At 48.0% G+C, this 19,286-nt stretch carries 22 protein-coding genes; 4 read left to right on the forward strand and 18 right to left on the reverse strand.

The features are described 5' to 3' along the window. Nucleotides 1–20: 20 nt before the first annotated feature. The 4 genes from OWN49_RS11520 to OWN49_RS11535 form a co-directional block, all read right to left on the reverse strand. Nucleotides 21–347 carry a LapA family protein gene (locus OWN49_RS11520; protein WP_176283444.1) on the reverse strand — a complete coding sequence of 109 codons (327 nt, stop codon included), beginning with the start codon at nucleotides 345–347 and terminating at the stop codon, nucleotides 21–23. Between the two features lie 63 nt (nucleotides 348–410). Further along, complete coding sequence (locus OWN49_RS11525) at nucleotides 411–908, reverse strand: cation:proton antiporter regulatory subunit (protein ID WP_012118088.1); 498 nt, start codon at nucleotides 906–908, stop codon at nucleotides 411–413. A 131-nt stretch (nucleotides 909–1,039) separates the two neighbouring features. Then, nucleotides 1,040–3,259 (reverse strand): protein translocase subunit SecDF, encoded by a 2,220-nt coding sequence (secDF, locus tag OWN49_RS11530; RefSeq protein WP_077722642.1) that lies wholly within the window; start codon nucleotides 3,257–3,259, stop codon nucleotides 1,040–1,042. A 36-nt stretch (nucleotides 3,260–3,295) separates the two neighbouring features. Beyond that, the gene (locus OWN49_RS11535; RefSeq protein WP_007408189.1) at nucleotides 3,296–3,592 is read right to left on the reverse strand and encodes a post-transcriptional regulator; all 297 of its coding nucleotides are present in this window, start codon (nucleotides 3,590–3,592) and stop codon (nucleotides 3,296–3,298) included. A gap of 115 nt (nucleotides 3,593–3,707) precedes the next feature. On the opposite strand from OWN49_RS11535, the gene spoVB reads away from it, so the two are divergent. Continuing rightward, nucleotides 3,708–5,264, forward strand: coding sequence for a stage V sporulation protein B (gene spoVB, locus OWN49_RS11540; RefSeq protein ID WP_070082162.1), 1,557 nt, complete (start codon nucleotides 3,708–3,710; stop codon nucleotides 5,262–5,264). A 7-nt stretch (nucleotides 5,265–5,271) separates the two neighbouring features. Here spoVB and OWN49_RS11545 read toward each other — a convergent pair whose 3' ends face one another. Continuing rightward, complete coding sequence (locus OWN49_RS11545) at nucleotides 5,272–5,928, reverse strand: DUF421 domain-containing protein (protein WP_003152699.1); 657 nt, start codon at nucleotides 5,926–5,928, stop codon at nucleotides 5,272–5,274. A gap of 166 nt (nucleotides 5,929–6,094) precedes the next feature. Between OWN49_RS11545 and OWN49_RS11550 the strand changes: the two genes are divergently transcribed. Next, entirely contained in the window at nucleotides 6,095–6,481 is a 387-nt protein-coding gene (locus OWN49_RS11550; RefSeq protein ID WP_003152697.1) for a TIGR04086 family membrane protein, read from the forward strand. 51 nt (nucleotides 6,482–6,532) lie between these two features. Here OWN49_RS11550 and yajC read toward each other — a convergent pair whose 3' ends face one another. The 13 genes from yajC to nadB form a co-directional block, all read right to left on the reverse strand. Further along, the gene (gene yajC / locus OWN49_RS11555; RefSeq protein WP_003152695.1) at nucleotides 6,533–6,793 is read right to left on the reverse strand and encodes a preprotein translocase subunit YajC; all 261 of its coding nucleotides are present in this window, start codon (nucleotides 6,791–6,793) and stop codon (nucleotides 6,533–6,535) included. Between the two features lie 30 nt (nucleotides 6,794–6,823). Continuing rightward, nucleotides 6,824–7,969: a tRNA guanosine(34) transglycosylase Tgt gene (gene tgt / locus OWN49_RS11560; RefSeq protein WP_007408186.1), complete on the reverse strand. Its 1,146-nt coding sequence runs from the start codon at nucleotides 7,967–7,969 to the stop codon at nucleotides 6,824–6,826. A gap of 27 nt (nucleotides 7,970–7,996) precedes the next feature. Further along, nucleotides 7,997–9,025 carry a tRNA preQ1(34) S-adenosylmethionine ribosyltransferase-isomerase QueA gene (queA, locus tag OWN49_RS11565; protein WP_077722643.1) on the reverse strand — a complete coding sequence of 343 codons (1,029 nt, stop codon included), beginning with the start codon at nucleotides 9,023–9,025 and terminating at the stop codon, nucleotides 7,997–7,999. A gap of 25 nt (nucleotides 9,026–9,050) precedes the next feature. Continuing rightward, entirely contained in the window at nucleotides 9,051–9,251 is a 201-nt protein-coding gene (locus OWN49_RS11570; RefSeq protein ID WP_003152687.1) for a DUF2905 domain-containing protein, read from the reverse strand. Next, a complete protein-coding gene (ruvB, locus tag OWN49_RS11575; protein WP_003152685.1) occupies nucleotides 9,244–10,248 on the reverse strand; it encodes a Holliday junction branch migration DNA helicase RuvB in 1,005 nt (334 codons plus the stop codon). The genes OWN49_RS11570 and ruvB overlap by 8 nt, the downstream gene beginning before the upstream one ends. A 10-nt stretch (nucleotides 10,249–10,258) precedes the next feature. After that, complete coding sequence (gene ruvA / locus OWN49_RS11580) at nucleotides 10,259–10,864, reverse strand: Holliday junction branch migration protein RuvA (RefSeq protein WP_003152683.1); 606 nt, start codon at nucleotides 10,862–10,864, stop codon at nucleotides 10,259–10,261. Between the two features lie 134 nt (nucleotides 10,865–10,998). After that, nucleotides 10,999–11,508, reverse strand: coding sequence for an intercompartmental signaling factor BofC (locus tag OWN49_RS11585; protein WP_012118093.1), 510 nt, complete (start codon nucleotides 11,506–11,508; stop codon nucleotides 10,999–11,001). A 131-nt stretch (nucleotides 11,509–11,639) separates the two neighbouring features. Continuing rightward, nucleotides 11,640–11,759 (reverse strand): hypothetical protein, encoded by a 120-nt coding sequence (locus OWN49_RS19535; protein ID WP_007612850.1) that lies wholly within the window; start codon nucleotides 11,757–11,759, stop codon nucleotides 11,640–11,642. Between the two features lie 133 nt (nucleotides 11,760–11,892). Continuing rightward, entirely contained in the window at nucleotides 11,893–12,486 is a 594-nt protein-coding gene (locus OWN49_RS11590) for a YhcN/YlaJ family sporulation lipoprotein (RefSeq protein ID WP_069013531.1), read from the reverse strand. A gap of 147 nt (nucleotides 12,487–12,633) precedes the next feature. Further along, nucleotides 12,634–13,839 (reverse strand): spore coat assembly protein SafA, encoded by a 1,206-nt coding sequence (gene safA, locus OWN49_RS11595; RefSeq protein ID WP_176283445.1) that lies wholly within the window; start codon nucleotides 13,837–13,839, stop codon nucleotides 12,634–12,636. Nucleotides 13,840–13,965: 126 nt separating this feature from the next. After that, nucleotides 13,966–15,069, reverse strand: a complete 1,104-nt coding sequence (gene nadA / locus OWN49_RS11600) for a quinolinate synthase NadA (RefSeq protein ID WP_025649684.1) — start codon at nucleotides 15,067–15,069, stop codon at nucleotides 13,966–13,968. Between the two features lies 1 nt (nucleotide 15,070). Then, nucleotides 15,071–15,919: a carboxylating nicotinate-nucleotide diphosphorylase gene (nadC, locus tag OWN49_RS11605; RefSeq protein ID WP_077722647.1), complete on the reverse strand. Its 849-nt coding sequence runs from the start codon at nucleotides 15,917–15,919 to the stop codon at nucleotides 15,071–15,073. Then, entirely contained in the window at nucleotides 15,901–17,466 is a 1,566-nt protein-coding gene (gene nadB, locus OWN49_RS11610) for an L-aspartate oxidase (protein ID WP_176283446.1), read from the reverse strand. Before nadB ends, nadC begins: the two co-directional genes overlap by 19 nt. Nucleotides 17,467–17,571: 105 nt before the next feature. Here nadB and OWN49_RS11615 point away from each other — a divergent pair, with 105 nt between their 5' ends. Together OWN49_RS11615 and OWN49_RS11620 are read left to right on the forward strand one after the other, a co-directional pair. Next, nucleotides 17,572–18,723, forward strand: coding sequence for an IscS subfamily cysteine desulfurase (locus tag OWN49_RS11615; RefSeq protein ID WP_146277253.1), 1,152 nt, complete (start codon nucleotides 17,572–17,574; stop codon nucleotides 18,721–18,723). Then, nucleotides 18,720–19,262, forward strand: a complete 543-nt coding sequence (locus tag OWN49_RS11620; RefSeq protein ID WP_014305508.1) for a transcription repressor NadR — start codon at nucleotides 18,720–18,722, stop codon at nucleotides 19,260–19,262. The genes OWN49_RS11615 and OWN49_RS11620 overlap by 4 nt, the downstream gene beginning before the upstream one ends. The last annotated feature ends 24 nt before the right edge of the window (nucleotides 19,263–19,286 follow it).

A 19,286-nucleotide genomic window follows, 5' to 3' on the forward strand; every position in this document is an offset into this window, starting at 1 on the left:
GGACTGAGGGGTTTCAAATGTTATTCTGATCCTTTTTTCTCTTCAAGCATTTCTTCCGGCGGAGCGGCTGTTTTTTTGCCGTCCGAATCAGCCGTCAATTCACCTGCGGATCTGTTTTCTTCCCGCAGCATTTTAATTTCGCGCTTCAGTTTCATCACTTGAAAGATACCGGCTGAAAACACGATCAGCGCTCCCATTAACACAGAGCCTAAAATGACTAAAATCAGCGGCCATTCAGCGGTTCCGAACAGATAATCAACCTCAACCGCCCGCACGTTAATGACGGCAAAGATGGCGACAATCAGAGTAAATAGTAAAGCGAATATAATAGTCCATTGTTTATTCATGCGTCTGCCCCCAATTATTGATTCTTATCTTTTCCCCCGTTTTCCCGGGAGTAAACCCCGGCCTCAGGAAATCCGGGCCGTCAACTGCTCGCGGACCAGCTTTTTCAGTCCGCTTCTTTCTCCCGATATGACGAGGGTGTCCCCTTCTTCAATTACGGTATCAATACCGGGACTCAGCTGTTTTTGCCGGTTTTTCTTCACGATCGCAATAATCTGGACGTTGTAATGTTTCTTGATCTCCAAATCTCCGATTGTACGGCTGACAGCCGGTGCATGAGATTCGGCTTTAAACCACTCAATGACGAGGTCATCAAGCGCGACTTCCACAGATTCCAGCGCTTTCGGCTTATACGTCATCCCGCCTAAAATAGCGGAAATCTGCCTTGCCTCTTCGTCGTTAAATTCAACGGATGCCAAGCATTCGTCATGATCATTCTCATCGAAGTAATAGAGCTCTTTTCTGCCGTCATCATGAAGAATAATACTGATTTTATCGTGATTTTTCGTAATGACTTCTACTTTCTGGCCGATGCCCGGAAGCTCCGACTCACGAACGTTCATAAGAACCCTCCTACATGTTTTTACAATGATGATTGATTATGTAAGCGTATGTCATTATAGCAAATGCAGGTTTTAAGTTCAATGCGGCCTAAAAAAAACAGGCTGCCTTCCGGAAGACAGCCTGTTTCCTTTTACTCTTCGATTGATTTTTTCCCTTTAAATTCTTTTCCTTTCCATACAAGCCACAGCTGCGCGGCGATGTAAAGAGAGGAATAAACGCCCGTCAATAAACCGACCAATAAGGCGACGGAGAAGTTTGTAATTGACGATGAGCCCAAAATGAGCAGCACGACGACAACAATCACAACGGTCAAGACCGTATTGATCGAACGTGTAAAGGTTTGCTGCAAACTCAGATTCACGATGTGTTCCAGATCGGCAAATGACTTCGGCTTGCGTTTTTTCATCTGCTCGCGTATCCGGTCAAATGTAACAATCGTATCATTTATCGAGTAACCGATTATGGTGAGAATAGCGGCGATAAAGGTTACGTCAACCTCCAGCCTTGTAATGCTGAAAAACGCGACGATAAAGAAAGCGTCATACAGCAGGGATACAATTGCGGCGATAGCCATTCTGTACTCGAAACGTATTGATACGTAAATAATGATGCCGATTGATGCAATTGCCACGGCATATAAAGCATTACGGGCCAGTTCTTTTCCGACTGTCGGCGATACCGTGCTGACGTTCGGTTCAGATCCGTATTTGTCCTTAAAGTACGTTTTGATTTCAGCGATTTTTTCTTTGGATGGCTCTCCGACAAACCGGGCCGCGGCAACATGGTTCTCTTTACCCGAGAGCACGATGTTTTCCGGATCCATGCCGAGAGAGTCAAAGTCTTTTTCAACCTGCTGCGCCGTCAATGCATGATTGCTCTGCACGTCAATCCGCGCCCCGCTTGCAAAATCGATTCCCAGGTTGAGCTTAAAGACCAGCAAGATGATAATTCCTGCAATGGTTACAGCGCTTGAGAAAATAAAGAAATATTTTCGCTTGCTCGTGAAATCCCATTTTTGGAATGCCGTATGCGGTTCAGTATTTTCATCCGTTTTTTGAATGTCCATAATATGTTTTTTCTTGACGCCGAACCAGCCTTTTTTCCGGTCAAGCCATCTGCTTTCCACGAGAAGGGAGAGCAGGAATCTTGAAAGGAAGACAGCTGTAATAAAGCTTGTCAGAATTGACAGAATCAGCATCGTCGCAAACCCTTTTACAGAGCTTGTCCCGAAAATAAAGAGCACGACCGCTGCGATGATCGTTGTGATGTTCGCATCGAAAATCGTCGCGAATGACCGTCTGTTCCCTGAACGGAAAGCTGAGCGGACGGATTTGCCGAGTTTCAGTTCTTCTTTTATCCGTTCATAGGTGATGATGTTGGCGTCAACCGCCATCCCGACACCCAAAATGAGAGCCGCAATACCCGGAAGCGTCAGCACCGCCTGCATCCAGTCAAACACTTGAAGCGTAATATACACGTATACAGAAAGCGTAATGACCGCTATGAGTCCAGGCAGTCTGTAATAAAGCAGCATAAATAAGAAAACAATTGCAATACCGATGATGCCGGCCTCTACCGTATCATGCAAAGCCTGCTGTCCGAATTGCGCCCCTACTGAAGTAGAGTATTTTTCGGTCAGTTTCACAGGCAGCGCGCCCGCGTTTAAAATATTGGCCAAGTCCTTCGCTTTTTGAACGGTGAACTGGCCTTCAATCGTGACATCCTTCGTGTTTAATTCCTGGCTCACATTCGGAGCGGATACATATTTCGGATGTTTTTTACCGACTTCTTTTTTAAATGAATCGCCTTTTTGGTAATCAAGCCAGATCACAAGCTGATTATTTGGCGCCATTTTCTTGACTTTTTTCGTCACTTCTCCGAACTTATCCGCATCTTTCAGCTTAACGCTGACAATCGGTTCGTTCGTCGTCGGATCAAAGGTTTGCTTCGCGCCGTTTTCCACGAGATCAGAGCCGTTTAACAGCTCTTTATCATTCGTATCCCTGAACGAGAGCTGCGCTTCCGTTGACAGAATTTCGCGCGCCCTGTTCTGGTTCGTGACGCCAGCCAGCTGAACGCGGATACGGTTATTTCCTTCAATCTGAATGTTCGGCTCGCTTACGCCGAGAACGTTAGCCCGGCGGTTCAGCGCCTGCACCGTGCTGACGAGCACGTCTTTTGTGATTTTATCGCCTTTTTTGACGGGCTGCACATCGTACAGAACTTCAAACCCGCCGCGTAAATCCAATCCTAACGTAATATTATCGGCAGCCGGTTTTGTAAAATACCCCAGCCCTGTGCCGATCAATAATACGATCAGGAAAAACGCAATCAAGCGTCCTTTTTTCATTATGTATTTCCTCCTTAAACCTATGCCGTCAAATCATTATCTCAGCAGTTCATCCAAAGCTTCCTGACCCTCATCGCTTTCCAGCCAATTAGACGACTTAAAAGCTTCAACGGTTGCATAGTTCATAAAATCGCCAATTTTAACTGATAAAATATGACCGGCCAATTCATGCAGCGGCAGTTCCTTTTTCTGTTTCCACTTTTTATGTATTAAGTATGACCATAAACTCTCGTGCTCAACATCATCGTATCCGAGGATTTTGAACTCTTCAAGTTTACTGTACAAGAAAGGCCGCAAATGATCTTTGTACATTTCGGCGGGATGTTTCTCCACTGGGCGCTCGCTCCTTTTTCCATTTTTCTCGAAGACTTGTCATGCTCGGACGACATCGGCGCATATCTTTATTGTATATGATTCCAGGTAGTTTGAGAAGGCAGGGGTTTATAAAATGGCAAAACAGACTTTTTTAAGGGGCACTCTTATTCTCATCGCAGCCGGGATGATTACGAGAATGCTCGGCTTTGTCAACCGGGTGGTTATCGCCCGGTTTATCGGTGAAGAAGGGGTCGGTTTATACATGATGGCTGCCCCGACATTTTTCTTGGCCACCACTTTGACTCAATTCGGCCTCCCCGTTGCCATCAGCAAACTTGTCGCTGAAGCAAGCGCGCGGGGGGACCGGCAGAAAATGAAACACATTTTAGTGATGTCGCTTACCGTCACTGGGATATTAAGTCTCATCTTCACGCCGCTGTTTTTATGCTTTGCGCCGATTATGTCCGAAACGATGCTGACGGATCAGCGCACGGTTTACCCGCTTCTGGCGATTACGCCCGTCGTGCCGATTATCGCGATCTCCAGCGTGCTCCGCGGTTACTTTCAGGGCAGACAGAATATGAACCCGCTGGCGTTTTCCCAAGTGCTTGAGCAGATCGTGCGGATTTCACTTGTCGCAGTCTGCACGACGGTGTTTCTGCCGTACGGGATTGAATATGCCGCAGCAGGAGCCATGATTTCGTCTGTCATCGGGGAGCTTGCCTCTCTTATTTATTTATTCATTTGTTTTAAAGCAAATAAAACAATCAGAATCAGAAAACAATTTTTCAAGTCGATCGCAAATGGAAAAGAAACCTTCCGCCAGCTGATGAGCGTGTCGCTCCCGACAACCGGAAGCCGCTTCATCGGAAATTTATCTTGGTTTTTTGAACCTATTGTCGTCGCGCAGAGCCTTGCGATTGCAGGAGTGGCCACCGCTGCCGCCACCAGCCAGTACGGAGAGCTGACCGGATTTGCCATGACGGTTTTGACGCTGCCCAGCTTTATAACCTATTCTCTGTCAACAGCGCTTGTTCCTGCGATCAGTGAAGGAATGGAGCAAAAAAAGCTGCAAGTTGTCGAATACCGTCTGGAACAGGCGATGAGGCTGTGTCTTTTAAGCGGAGGCATTTCGGTGGTTATTTTATTCTCTTTCGCTGATGAACTGATGTCCGTCATGTACGGATCAACTAATGCGGCGGTATTTGTTAAAGTGATGGCGCCGTTTTTTCTGCTTTACTATTTTCAGGGGCCCCTTCAGGCGGTGCTGCAGGCTCTCAATTTAGCCGGGGCAGCCATGATGAACAGTTTTATCGGCGCCGCTGTCAAAACCGGCCTAATTTTTGTTTTGGCGACCAGGCCCTCCTTGGGCATCATGGGCGCCGCACTTGCGATTGTAACGGGGATGGTCCTTGTCACCCTGCTGCATGCGGCCACCGTAAGCAAGGTGCTTCCGATCAGCATTAAAATAAAAGAATACGCGCTCTGTTTTGCCGTCATATTCATTTGCGGTTATGTCAGCCGCATCATCAAGCACGCCGTTCATTTTTCAGGATCAGAGGCTGTTAATCTCACAGGCTGGATTGCAATGACGGCGGCTTTGTACATTGCGCTTCTTCTGTTATTCAGGCTGATTAAAAGGGAAGAGCTGATCCGGATTCCGGTCATCGGCAAGTTCGTGACGCGGTGAAACCGATTTATGGCTCCCCTTTTTCATCTTTAAGATCAATAAAAAAAGCGCCGTCCGTAAACGTGCAGAATGATATAACCGAAAGATCGCGATATCCTCTTTTTGCTAAATTTTTTTCAAGCCAGTGTTTATCTTTCCCGATTCTGTCCAGATGCTCGTTCTGAATGACCCCGTCAACGATAAGCGATGTTTCCATCTGCTTATCCTTATTGTTTTTCTTTTTGACGATTGACAGTTTGCCCGAAGACTCCAAAATGGCGTACGACACGTCAGAGATTCTATCGATGTTATTCTCCCTCAGCTGCATAAGAAGATCGTCAAAATTGTAGCGCTGCGATCTCATCGCCCGTTCATCAATTTTTCCCTGTTTTATAATAATGGTGGGTTTTCCGTCAAGCAGCTGCCGTATTTTTTGGCTTTTGAGCGAAATAAAAGCAAGGCTTACTTGAATAATCATTAAAACGACAATCGGCACTATTGTGTGCAAAAGCTTATCTTTTACATTTTCAATTGCCAATACGGCAATCTCGGCAATCATAATGGAGACGACAAGGTCTAAAATGCTCAGTTCTCCGATTTCCCGTTTTCCCATCAGTCTGAAAATCACAAGAATGATAAAATAAAGCACAATCGTACGAAACGTAATAATGAAAATATCTTCCATATCGCACCTCCAACGGTCATAGCATTTGCCATCGGCTCTGAATTATGTAATAAACGGGCTGAACATCATGCATTTACGTCTAATTCGAACATTCAGAGAATACATTTAGAAAAAGACGGGCTCCGGCTTGTCATATATCAGGCCGCAGAGCGGAGAGGAGATAAAAATGGAAGAAACGAAACAAGTGGGAAGAGGCGTTTTGTACGGTTTAGTGGCTATTTTTGCGGTGATGCTTCTTACAAGTTTGGCGATTTCGCTTTTACTGACGGTTACCTCAATGGAAGAATCATCTTTCAGCTGGCTGATCACCGCGCTTTCTTTTCTTTCTTTATTTGCGGGAGGTTTTATATCGGGCGGCAAAGCGAAGGAAAAAGGCTGGATGATCGGAGCGTTAACCGCCGTCTGTTTTTCATTAATCATCTTGCTGTTTCAATATTTAGGGTTCGGAAAAACGTTTACATCCGGTCAGCTTTTGTTTCATCTCGGCTTTTTGGGAGTCAGTATGCTGGGCGGCATTTTCGGAGTGAATTTGAAAGGAAGCAGATCAGCGTAATAAAAAAAGAGCGGATTCTCCGCTCTTTTTTTGTATGTATGAGCTTCGCTGTTATTCAGCGGAAGCTTCTCTGATTGCGCGGCGGTCAAATGTTAAACGGGTGTTATCACCTGTTTTAATGACGACCTTGCTTTCATCAATTGAATCAACAGTGCCGTGCAATCCTCCGATTGTCACCACTGAATCCCCTTTTTTCAGCTCTTCCTGCATCTGGCGTACGGCCTTCTGCTGCTTTTGCTGCGGACGGATGAGCAGGAAATAAAGCACTGCAAACATTAAAATAATAGGAACGATTGTGCCTAAAGTACCCATCTGTTTCCCTCCTTTCAAGAATGGTTTTATTTAGAAGCTTTTCGCATTTGGCTTATTATAGCCGTAACGCTCAAAGAACTCTTCTCGGAAATCACCAAGACGATCCTCCCGGATGGCTTGTCTGACCTGCTCCATTAAGTGTAACAGAAAATGAAGGTTATGGTAAGTTGTTAATCGAATTCCAAACGTTTCATTACAGCGGATCAAATGTCTGATGTAAGCGCGGGAGTAATTTTTGCATGTATGGCAGCTGCACTCTTCGTCAATCGGACGGAAATCACGCTCATATTTGGCGTTTTTCATATTCAGACGCCCTTCATTCGTAAACACCGTGCCGTTTCGGGCAATCCGGGTCGGCAGTACGCAGTCAAACATATCCACGCCGCGGATGGCGCCGTCAATTAAGGCATCCGGTGAACCCACACCCATTAAATATCTCGGCTTGTCCTTCGGTAAAAGCGGAGTTGTAAACTCAAGCACTCGGTTCATGACGTGCTTCGGCTCGCCGACAGATAATCCGCCTATGGCATACCCCGGAAAATCAAGCGAAACCAAGTCTTTTGCACTTTGTGTCCGCAGGTCTTCGTATTCTCCGCCCTGTACGATCCCGAACAGACCCTGCTCATCTGAGCGCCCGTGCGCCTCCAGGCAGCGTTCCGCCCAGCGGCTGGTCCGTTCTACAGAGCGTTTCATGTAATCATACTCTGCCGGATACGGCGGACACTCATCAAACGCCATCATGATATCAGAGCCGAGGGCGTTTTGAATTTCCATCGCTTTTTCCGGAGATAAAAACAGCTTGTCTCCGTTTAAGTGATTGCGGAAATGAACGCCTTCTTCTTCTATATTACGAAACTTGCTCAATGAAAAGACCTGAAAACCGCCGGAATCTGTTAAAATCGCGCGGTCCCAGTTCATAAACTTATGAAGCCCGCCCGCTTCTTTTACAATGTCGTGTCCCGGGCGGAGCCATAAATGGTACGTATTGCTTAAAATAATGCCCGCATCCATAGATTTCAGCTCATCCGGAGACATCGTCTTTACCGTAGCAAGCGTGCCGACCGGCATAAATACAGGCGTCTCAAAGGAGCCGTGGGGCGTATGAACTCTGCCCAGCCGCGCTCCCGTTTGTTTGCATTCCTTTATAAATTCATAACGTATCGGTTGTTCAGCCACTTTGTATGAGGCCTCCTGTCATTCAAATTAGATAATCAGCATGGCGTCGCCAAAGCTGAAGAAACGGTATTCCTCTTCTACCGCATGACGGTAGGCGGAAAGAACATGCTCTCTGCCGGCAAGCGCAGAAACGAGCATGATAAGGGAAGATTTCGGCAGATGAAAATTGGTGATCATGCCGTCAATCGCTTTAAATTCATATCCCGGATAAATGAAGATGGACGTCCAGCCGCTTGAGGCGGTAAATACGCCGTCATGCTCGCCGGCAATGGTTTCCAGGGTGCGCGTTGATGTCGTCCCGACCGACACGATGCGCCCTCCCGCCTTTCTGACCTCGTTTAAAGAGGCGGCGGTTTCTTCCGTCATTTCATAAAATTCCGCGTGCATGTTATGCTCTTCCACATCATCCGCACTGACTGGGCGGAATGTGCCGAGTCCCACATGAAGTGTGATAAATTCAATCCGCACACCCTTTTGCTGCAGCTCGTCCAGAATCTCTTCCGTAAAATGAAGTCCGGCCGTCGGAGCTGCGGCAGATCCGATTTCTTTTGAAAAGACGGTCTGATACCGTTCTTTATCATCAAGCTGCTCTTTAATATAAGGAGGCAGCGGCATTTCACCGAGTGATTCAAGCACTTCGTAAAAAATCCCGTCATACCGGAATTCTATTTTTCTGCCTCCGTGATCAAGCTCCTCCGTGCAGACCGCTGTCAGCCGGCCGTCGCCAAATGTCAGGACCGTTCCTTTTTTTACGCGTTTCGCCGGCTTTACGAGCGTTTCCCATGTATCATTTTCTTCCTGTTTTAATAACAGAAGCTCCACTTTCGCTCCCGTATCTTCTTTTGTGCCGAATAATCTTGCAGGCAGCACACGGGTATTGTTCAAGACGAGACAATCCCCTTCATTAAAAAAGCTTACAATCTCTTTAAACGAACTGTCCGTCAGCCCGCCCGTCTGTTTGTCGAGCACCATCAGCCGTGATGCGTCACGCTCTTTCAGCGGCACTTGGGCAATGAGGCGTTCAGGCAGTTCAAAATCAAATAAATCGACTTTCATCATTTCACCTTTATTCTGTCTATTGTTATTTCATTCTGCCGAAAAAATTAAGCAGAATGGATAGTATCACACTGATCACAATACAAGTGACAACGGGAAAGAAAAATGTAACATTTCCCTTCTTAACGAAAATATCTCCGGGCAGCCTTCCGACAAAGTGCCAGACTGCGCCGGCAATAAGCAAAACGGCACCGAGAACCATGAGAACCTTCGGAAAGTCAGTCACGGGCGGGCGCCTCCAATCGAAAATGTTCATACACAGCCGGAGTCACGACCCGTCCCCTCGGCGTCCTCTGTAGAAATCCGATCTGCAGCAGATACGGTTCGTACACATCCTCTATTGTATGCGGTTCTTCGCCGATTGTCGCGGAAATCGTATCAAGGCCGACAGGACCGCCGCTGAATTTTTCGATCATGCCCATCAGCAGCTTATGGTCGATATGGTCAAGGCCGAGCGCATCGACTTGAAGACGTTCGAGCGCGTCGTGAGCGATTTCTTCCGTGATGCGGCTGTCGCCGAGCACCTGGGCAAAATCTCTCACCCTTCTGAGAAGCCGGTTTGCAACCCGCGGCGTTCCCCTTGACCGTCTGGCGATCTCCAGAGCCGGAGCTTCTTCGATATCCACTTCAAAAACGTCAGCCGTTCTTGACACGATATCTGTCAGCTCTTCCTGCGTATAGTATTCAAGGCGCGACAGCACCCCGAACCGGTCTCTGAGCGGTGCGGTCAATAATCCGACCCTTGTCGTCGCTCCTACAAGCGTAAAAGGGGGAAGGTCGAGACGGACGGAGCGGGCGGACGGGCCTTTTCCAATGACGATATCAAGGCAGAAATCCTCCATCGCCGGGTACAGCACTTCCTCAATCGAGCGGTTCAGCCTGTGAATTTCGTCTATAAACAGCACATCCCCTGGTTCGAGCGCCGTCAAAATGGCTGCCAAATCTCCCGGTCTTTCGATGGCGGGACCTGACGTCGTCCGCATCTCCACCCCCATCTCATTGGCCACGATAGACGCAAGCGTTGTTTTCCCGAGACCCGGAGGCCCGTATAAAAGAACGTGGTCCAGCGTTTCCTGCCTCATTTTCGCCGCATCGATAAACACGCGCAGATTTTCTTTCACCTTCTTTTGGCCGATATACTGGGCGAGATTCTGCGGCCTGAGGCTTTGCTCGATTATTGATTCATGGCTGTCTGCTTCACTTGAAACGAGCCGTTCATCCATGAACATCACCTTACTTTAATAATTTTTGCAATGCTTTTTTCACATATTGATCTGTTGAAAGCGCCGTTTCCTCTTTTAAGTGAGGAAGCACTTTTTTAATTTCTTTTTCGGCGTAGCCGAGAACCCTAAGCGCTTCAAGCGCCTCGTCAAGCGCCGTTTCAGCCTCTTGTTTTTCAATGCGCGCTTCATGATTGAACAGGTTGTCAATCATTTCAGGCACGACGTCGGCCAGTTTGCCTTTCAAATCAAGAATAATCTGCCGCGCCGTTTTTTTGCCCACACCCGGAAATTTCACCAAAAAGGCTTCATCTTCCTGTTCGATCGCTTCGATGACGGCTCCGGGGTCACCGGAACCGAGGATGGCGAGCGCCCCTTTCGGCCCGATGCCGGTGACGTTCAGCAGCTTTGTGAAAAGCGCTTTTTCTTCCCGGGTTGAAAAACCGTACAAAGAAAAGGCGTCTTCTTTTATATGATGATACGTAAAAATGGTCTCTTGATTGCTTACCTTATAAATAAACGGATTCGGAGTGAAGACCTGATAGCCGATTCCGCCGTTTTCAATCACGATGTATTGGGGAGATACATAATCAATCGTCCCCTTCACGAATTCAATCACACCTATTCACCTCTTTGACTGCTTATCATTGTAACACAAAAACAGCCAAAGTCTTATAGAAAAGTTAACGTATGTTCGCTTTGACACCTTCCATTCAGAAAAAAAAGACATGTGTCACATGTCTTGCGTCAAAGTCAGCCGCTGTAAGTCTTAATATGATCGATCACGCTCTCAAACTCCGCTTTTGTCCTGTACGGTATGCCGTGTTCCAAGTGCTTTTGCAATCGGCTTTCCAGCCTTTCTATATCAATCTGGAAGAAAGATTGAATCGGCTCGGCCAGCGATCCGGGACGGCCGTGAAAAGTGGAGATGACGCCTCCGTCCGTGACGCCGATATAACCGTTAACCTTACTGAGCGGAGAAATGTCATCAACATGCTTACGGAAAAGGACGAAGCCTTTTTTCTGCTCAACGAGCGTCCAGCCCGCATATGCGGCCCAAAAATCCTCCATCGCCAAAACGGTTTCATCCGTATGTTCGATGCCGACATCACCGTCCAGATAGACCTTTTCCAGCTGGACGTGCACCCGAAGCGGCCCGTAATGCTCAACCTCCGCCCCGTATGCGCCTTTTCCTCCGCAAATCAGGACTGCAGCCGATAAGATAAGCATAAACAATAGACGAGCACCGCAAATTCGTTTCACCAATAACACCTCTTTATTCAATCAAACTCTTGATGCTAGTTTGACCAAAGATGCCGGTGCTTAACCGTTTTCTTTCATTTGTCTGTTTCAGCCGGAAAAAAGCAGCCTCTATATGAGGGCTGCCCCGATGATTATGCCCGGCCGGCTGAAATCAGTTTCATTTGTCCGGGCGTCAGTTTGAGCCGGTATCCCCTTACGGTCAGATACACAGTTTTTGCTCCGCGGCTTTTGTCATGCTCCGTTTTTTTCATTCCGGCCCCTCCGTTACGTTTTATTACTTTTATGTTACCACCGCAACATAAAGAGCGTTTTAAGAATATGTAAAGAAATGATGAAGCTTTATCCATAAAAATACTGCCGGATGAAATCATCCGGCAGTCCCGTTTAACGGCTGTTTCTGTTCATGTCTTGCAGCTTTGTAAAAGTAGCGTTGTCGGTAAACACTTGAATTGTACGGCCGTCCGCAAATTTTTTGGCCGCATGTTTGACATGTTTATCATCATTTTTCGTAAAAGGATGATTTGTTCTGACGGCAATGACGACTCTCGTGTCAGTCACGATGACCTGACTATCCTGTACGCCTTTTACTTTTTTCACGCGGTTTGCAACTTTTGCCGCCAGCCTGATGTTTTCGGCGTTGTCATACCCATTATAAGACATTGCTGCCGGCGGCGTATTGACATTTCGGCCGTTATATGTGCCGTCCGTCGTTAACGGAACCCCGTCATTAGGCGCATACTGGTCGGACACGTTTGTCGTATTATGACGGCCGTTTCGGTTTTCCATCATTTCAGAAACGGGTCCTTGATGGTCCATTCCGTACTGGCGTCTGCCGTTATCATTATCATTCGAATAATATCCGACCGGACGTGTTGACTGATTGTAGCGTCCGTCATTCATGGCATTATTTGCTCCGCATGCCGTTAAGCTTGCCGTCACGGCTAAAACGCCTGCGATCGTCATCAGTTTTTTACCCAATGGAAAAACCCCCCGTGGATTCATCGCTGTTTGAGCGTTTTCCGCTCATGTTTAGGATGTGCGGCCGACGGCGGGTTTAAGCTTGTCAGTTATGTCCATTCCTCAGTCGGACATAAAAAAAGGAACGACATACATCGTCCCGAAACATTAATCTTCTTCTTCCTCCGGCCGTCCGAATACTTGATTTGGACTCGGCTGATTCGGCGCGGCATTAGGATTTGCTCCGCCGTAAGGCATAAAATATCCGGCGTTTGCACCCACATTCGGATACGGCTGCACAGGCACATTTGCGTGATGGTGATGTGAACCGTGGTGATGATGGTGGTGGTGATGTGAATCATGGCAGCCGCAATCATCATCCTTATATTTTCCATCATGATGAGGCGCGTTTGCGTAATGTGACGAATATCCGCCGTAATACGGCATTTGACCGTACGGAGCACCGCCGAAACCTGATGCAGAACCATCATAATGCTCTGCATTTTCATGGGCCTGGTTTTCATATTCACCGTAACCCGCTTGCGGCCCAAATCCCGGATGATGGAATCCGTGATGATGGAATCCGTACGGTAACGGCATCGGCATTACCGGAAAGCCTCCATAACCTCCTCCAAAACCGCCGAAACCCCCGCCTACCGGGAAGCACGGATGGCATAGTCCCGAACCCGGCAGCATCGGTGTCACCGGAACCGGACAAGGACAAGGCATGCACGGCATCGGGTAATGCATAAAAGGCGGTTCAACGGCCGGCATATTCGGAAACGGGACATTCGGAATGTTTGGCATGTTCGGCAGATGATAAGCGGCGTTTTCTTCTTCCATCTTACCGGCTTCAGGCGCCTTCGGCATATTCGGGTAATTCGCGTTTTCCATGTTGATCATTTCCTCCTGTTGTGGAATGTTATTGTCATGCTCTTTTTCTTTCGGCTCGACAAAATGTGTCACCGGTTCCTCCGGCTTAGGAGGCGACCACGGCTGAAACAGCTGATTGGACGGATAATATTGGTTCATATCAGCTTCCGGCAGCACATTTTCATGCTTTTCAGGGATTGGCGGCACATACGGAATTGACGGCTTTGGTTCTTCCGGTATGGTGTCTTCAATGTCCACAACTGATTTCGGTTTTTCTTTGGCATATGGATGCTCATGCTTATGCGCAGACGTTCCGAAGCCGGCCTTGGGTTCTTTTCTGACCGGAACGGCTTCTGAAGGCACCTTTATCTTCATTCCAGGCATAATTAAGTCTGGATTGCTAAGCTGATGATTCAGTTTTTTTAACTCTTCAAGATCAACTCCGTATTTTTCAGCTATTTTCCAGAGCGAATCGCCTTTTTGAACGATATGAATTTTCAACGTTTTCCCCTCCTATGCACAAAACGTGAACGGTACATTTGTCATTACAATACGTTTCTTCACACTATATGCCGGTGGACTGGGCATGATGATAAAAAATTTGGGAAGGAGGGGAAATTTTTATGATTACGTATGACTCAGCATTCTGTTCAAAGCACGAAGCGCTTCTGTCCGAACCGCTTCCGGAACTTTAATGACACCCTTCGGCTCGCCTTTTTCAAGCTGCTCAAGCGACCACAATAAATGCGGCAGGTCGATTCTGTTCATTGTCAGACACGGACACATATCGGGATTCAATGATTCAATCTGTTTATCCGGGTGCGAGTGAATGAGGCGCTGAACAAGATTCATTTCCGTGCCGATCGCCCACTTGCTTCCCGGTTCTGCCTGTTCAATCGTATCAATAATATATTTGGTAGACCCGCTGTCGTCACTGAGCGAGACCACTTCCCGCGAACATTCCGGATGAACGATAATGCGGATGCCGGAATCCCGCTGCCGCAGCTGAGAAATATTTTCCGCTGTAAACTTTTCGTGTACGGAGCAATGCCCTTTCCAAAGGATGACTTTAATGTTTTCCGGATGGTCAGTAAGCAATCGGTTCTGCCCCGGGTCCCATACAGCCATTTCTGTCAGCGGAATGCCGAGGTCATAGGCCGTATTTCTGCCTAAATGCTGATCCGGCAAAAATAAAATTCTTTCTTTTTGTTTAAAAGCCCATTTCAGCACACTCCGGGCATTCGAAGAGGTGACGGTCGCTCCTCCGTGCCGTCCGACGAATGCTTTAATTTCCGCCGTCGAGTTAACATATGTTAACGGAATGATGGTGTTACCGTACAGTTCTTGAAGCTCTTGCCATGCTTTGTCCGTCTGCTGAATATCTGCCATATCAGCCATCGAGCATCCGGCGCGCATGTCGGGCAAAATGACAGTTTGGTTATCATCAGTCAGCATATCAGCGGTTTCCGCCATAAAATGCACGCCGCAAAACACAATATATTCCGCCTCTTTATTTTTTTCTGCCACTTGAGCAAGCTGCAGGGAGTCACCTGCCGTATCGGCGAATTGTATCACTTCGTCTTTTTGATAGTGATGCCCCGGAATGAATAAGCGCTTTCCGAAAGCCCGTTTAATGGCGGCGACACGCTTTTCCATTTCTCCGGTGCTCATGTCTTTATAATGGCTCGGCATCATTTCGGCTGATGCAGTTAGCACGTCAAAAATAGACATCTTAAAAATCCCCCTGTTCCGCAGCCTCAACATCCATGCTGATGTCGGCGCTTTTTACTGAATGAGTCAGAAATCCGAGTGAAATATATTGGACGCCCGTCCCTTTATAAGCGGGCAATGTATCGAGTGTTATGCCTCCGGATGCTTCCGTTTTGATATGACCCGGTGTCATGCCTGCAAAACGCCGGACGGACTCAGGCGGACAGTTGTCAAACATAATAATGTCTGCGCCCGCTTCTATTGCCTCGAGCAGCTGCTGTTCGGATTCGATTTCGACTTCCACCGCAAGCATCTGCCCCGCCGTTTTTCTTGCCCGCTTAACGGCTGCCTTTATCGATCCGCAGGCGGCAATATGATTATCTTTAATCATGATGCCGTCATATAAGCCGAAGCGATGATTAAAGCCGCCTCCGATGCGCACAGCGTATTTTTCCAGCATTCTGAGCCCGGGTGTCGTTTTTCTCGTATCACAAAGCTTGATGGACGGATCATCAAGACGCCTTTTGGCCTCATCCGTCATGGTCGCAATGCCTGACATTCTTTGTATGAGATTCAAAATGACCCGCTCCCCCGTAAGAAGAGCTGCCGCCCGGCCTTCCATTTCAGCGAGCACGTCTCCTCTTTTCATCCGTTCTCCGTCTTTTTTCAGGGAGCGGATGCGGATATCATCGTGTAAAAGCTTCCATCCTTCACGGATAACGTCTTCTCCGGCAAACACGCCGTCTGTTTTTGCGATGATCCGCGCTTTACATTGCTGATCAGAAAAAATCGCTTGTGACGTCGCATCACCCGTTCCGATATCTTCCTGAAAAAAATGAGTCAGCATTTGTTTCAGCTGCAGAATGTCCATAGTTCCCCAATCCTTTCGTTTTTTCTGATAACTGTTCCAGATGTTGAATGAATGATTTGTTTTCCGTGCCACTCTTTCTCCGTCCCGGGAAAATCAGTGCGAAAATGAGCGCCTCTGCTTTCTTCCCGAATAAGGGCTGAGGTCACAACAAATTGCGCAGTCTTCCATAGGCAGGATAGCTCGGCTTGTTCCATTGTGATATCCTTCACATTCATATGACGCACAGATACGTTGTTAAGCCAGGATGCCAGCGCCTGCAGGTTTTCTTTTTCCCTGACGATGCCCGCTCCGGTTGTCATTTTGGCTTGAAGGACATGAAGCGTTGTGTCCGGCACTTGTAAGATGACATCAATTTTCTTCGGGGTTTTTTTATATCTTCCGTTTAACGGTGTATGAATGATATGTTCAGCACATCGTTGCCCGCTTGCCAGCGCTTCCAGCAGTGAGTTGCTCGCAAGGCGGTTCGCCCCGTGCAAGCCTGTGCAGGCGGTCTCGCCTATGGCGTACAAATCAGGCACGGACGTTTTCCCCCATGTATCGGCTTTTACTCCGCCCATTAAAAAATGCATTCCGGGTGCTATGGGGATCCCGCTTTCAAGATCAACGCCGGCTGTTTGACAAATTTCTGTTATGGTCGGAAAACGTTTGTTAAAATCGGCTATTCGGCTGCAATTTATAAAAACAGGATTTTCTTTCATCATTTCTTCATAAATCGCCCGTGAAACCACATCCCGGGGCGCCAAATCCTCAAGCGCGTGTCTGCCAGCCATGATCCTGCGCCCGAAGCGATCCGCTAAATATCCGCCTTCTCCTCTCACTGCTTCAGAAATCAGACCGTAAACAGTCCCGTTTTTCACAAGGAGGGTCGGGTGGAATTGGGTGAACTCCATATCCGTGATCTCAGCACCCGCGCGGAAGGCAAGAGCGATGCCGTCTCCCGTTATGGCGGAATCATTTGTGTGATATTGGTACAGACTGCCGCAGCCGCCTGAAGCAAGCACTACACAATCCGCTCTTCTGTAAGAAACGGCGCCTGAAGCATCCTTTACGGCAACGCCTGCGCATCGCCCGTGTTCAATCAGCAGATCAACAACCGTCTCGTGTTCAATGATCCGAATGCCGTCCCTCAGCTGCCGAACCAGAAACTCAACCAGCATCCGTCCGGTCGCATCTCCCCCGGCGTGCAGAATCCTCCTTTTGGAATGAGCGCCTTCCCTGCCGAGACAAAAGGTTCCATCCGACTTCGTATCAAAAGGGAAATGGCCTTCTATCAGCCTGTTTATCATGCTCTGTCCGCTTTTCAGCAAATGCCGCACGGCTGTCACGTCATTGTGTCCGCATCCCGCATACAGTGTATCGTTCACATGGGATTCTATAGAGTCATCTTTTGCGTATGACACAGCAATCCCGCCTTGAGCATAATGCGAATTGCTGTTCGTTACGTTTCTCTTTGTAATGACGGTCACTTGGTATGACGGAGGAAATGAGGAAGCACAGGCAAGGGCCGCCGTCCCCGAACCAATGACGATAATTGTTTTTTCAGACATACATCACCCTCCTGTTATATTTACACCTGTCTTGACACCTATATTTACACAACGATAAAATAAACTCAAGCTTTTTTTAACATAAACGGATAGGAGACGGGCTGTATGATTTATCTTGATTACGCGGCGGGAACGCCTTTAAGCAAAGAAGCCGCGAAAGTCTTTCAGCATCTCAGCACAGAGGTATACGGCAATGCAAGCAGCCTTCATGACGCCGGAGGAAGAGCGGCGGACGTGCTGGAATATTGCAGACATTCTGCAGGAAAATTGATCGGCGGAGCGGCAGACGGCATTTACTTTACAAGCGGCGGAACGGAAGCGAACATCTTGGCCGTCCAATCGTTGCTGCACGGTCTGCCCGACCACAAAAAACATTTTATTACGACCGCAATGGAACACCACTCGATCCATAATGCCGCGGCGTTTTTAGCTGACCGGGGAATTGATGTCACCATCATATATCCCGACGAAAACGGCCTTATAACCGAGGACATACTGGCGGCTCATATCCGACCTGACACGGGGCTCGTTTCCATACAGCACGCCAATTCAGAAACCGGCCTCATCCAGCCTGTGAATCGTCTGGCCGCTTTTCTTCACCAGAGAAACATTTTGCTGCATTGCGATTGTGTCCAAAGTTTCGGCAAACTGCCGATTGATGCGGATCAGGCGGGAATCGACGCCCTTTCCGTCTCCGGTCATAAAGTATACGGCCCGAAAGGCACCGGGGCTGTTTACATTCGGCCCGGTGTCAGCTGGAATCCGGTTTATCCGCATACCGTGCATGAAAACGGGTTCAGGCCCGGTACGGTGAATGTGCCGGCCATCGGCGCTTTTACCGCTGCTGCGGAGCATGCAGTGAAACATATGGAGGAACACCGTGAGCATGCTGACAGGCTGAGGAATTATTTGTATGATCAAATTCGGCGTCAAGGCCTTCCCATTTCATTTTCAGAGGAAGAAACCGGCGGTGAATGCCTGCCCCACATTGTCGGGTGTTTTTTTCACTCCTTTGAAGGACAATATATTATGTTAGAATGTAATCGTAACGATATTTGCATCTCAACCGGGAGCGCATGTTCCGCCGGCAGCCACGGCCCTTCTTCAGCTATGAAGGCGCTGAGAAAAACCGAACGGGAAGCGCGGCAGTTTTTCCGGATCTCATTCGGAAACGAAACAACATGTGAACAGCTCGATATGCTGATACATACATTTACGGCGCTATGGGAGCAAAAGAAAGGAGAATCAGCAATTTGACAGAAGGAACGAAGCTTACTGGGGCGAAAAGACGCGACATGCTGCTTCATTGGCTGAAAGAAGCCGGCTCGCCATTAACAGGAGGCGAATTGGCCAAAAAAGCAAATGTTTCAAGACAGGTGATCGTGCAGGACATATCGCTCTTGAAAGCAAAAAGCGAACCGATTATCGCGACGAGCCAAGGCTATTTATACATCAGCATGAATGCCGGCGGCGAAAAAAACGCCGAACGGATTGTCGCCTGTCTGCACGGCCCTGAGCGGACGGAAGAAGAGCTTGAACTCATTGTCGATGAAGGCGTCACCATAAAGGACGTCATTATTGAACACCCCGTATACGGCGATTTAACCGCCGCCATAAGAGTCAGCACACGGAAAGAAGTCAAACAATTCATGGATCACATTAACTCGACAAATGCCGCTTATCTTTCACAGCTGACCGGAGGCGTGCATCTCCATACGTTAAGCGCCCCGACAAAAGAGCGGATTGACCAAGCCTGCCAAGCGCTGGACGACGCGGGTATTTTAATAAAAGATTAAAAAAAAGCCCCCTGAAGGGCTTTT

Source organism: Bacillus sp. NEAU-242-2, from assembly GCF_027853835.1.
Taxonomy (GTDB): Bacteria; Bacillota; Bacilli; order Bacillales; family Bacillaceae; genus Bacillus; species Bacillus velezensis.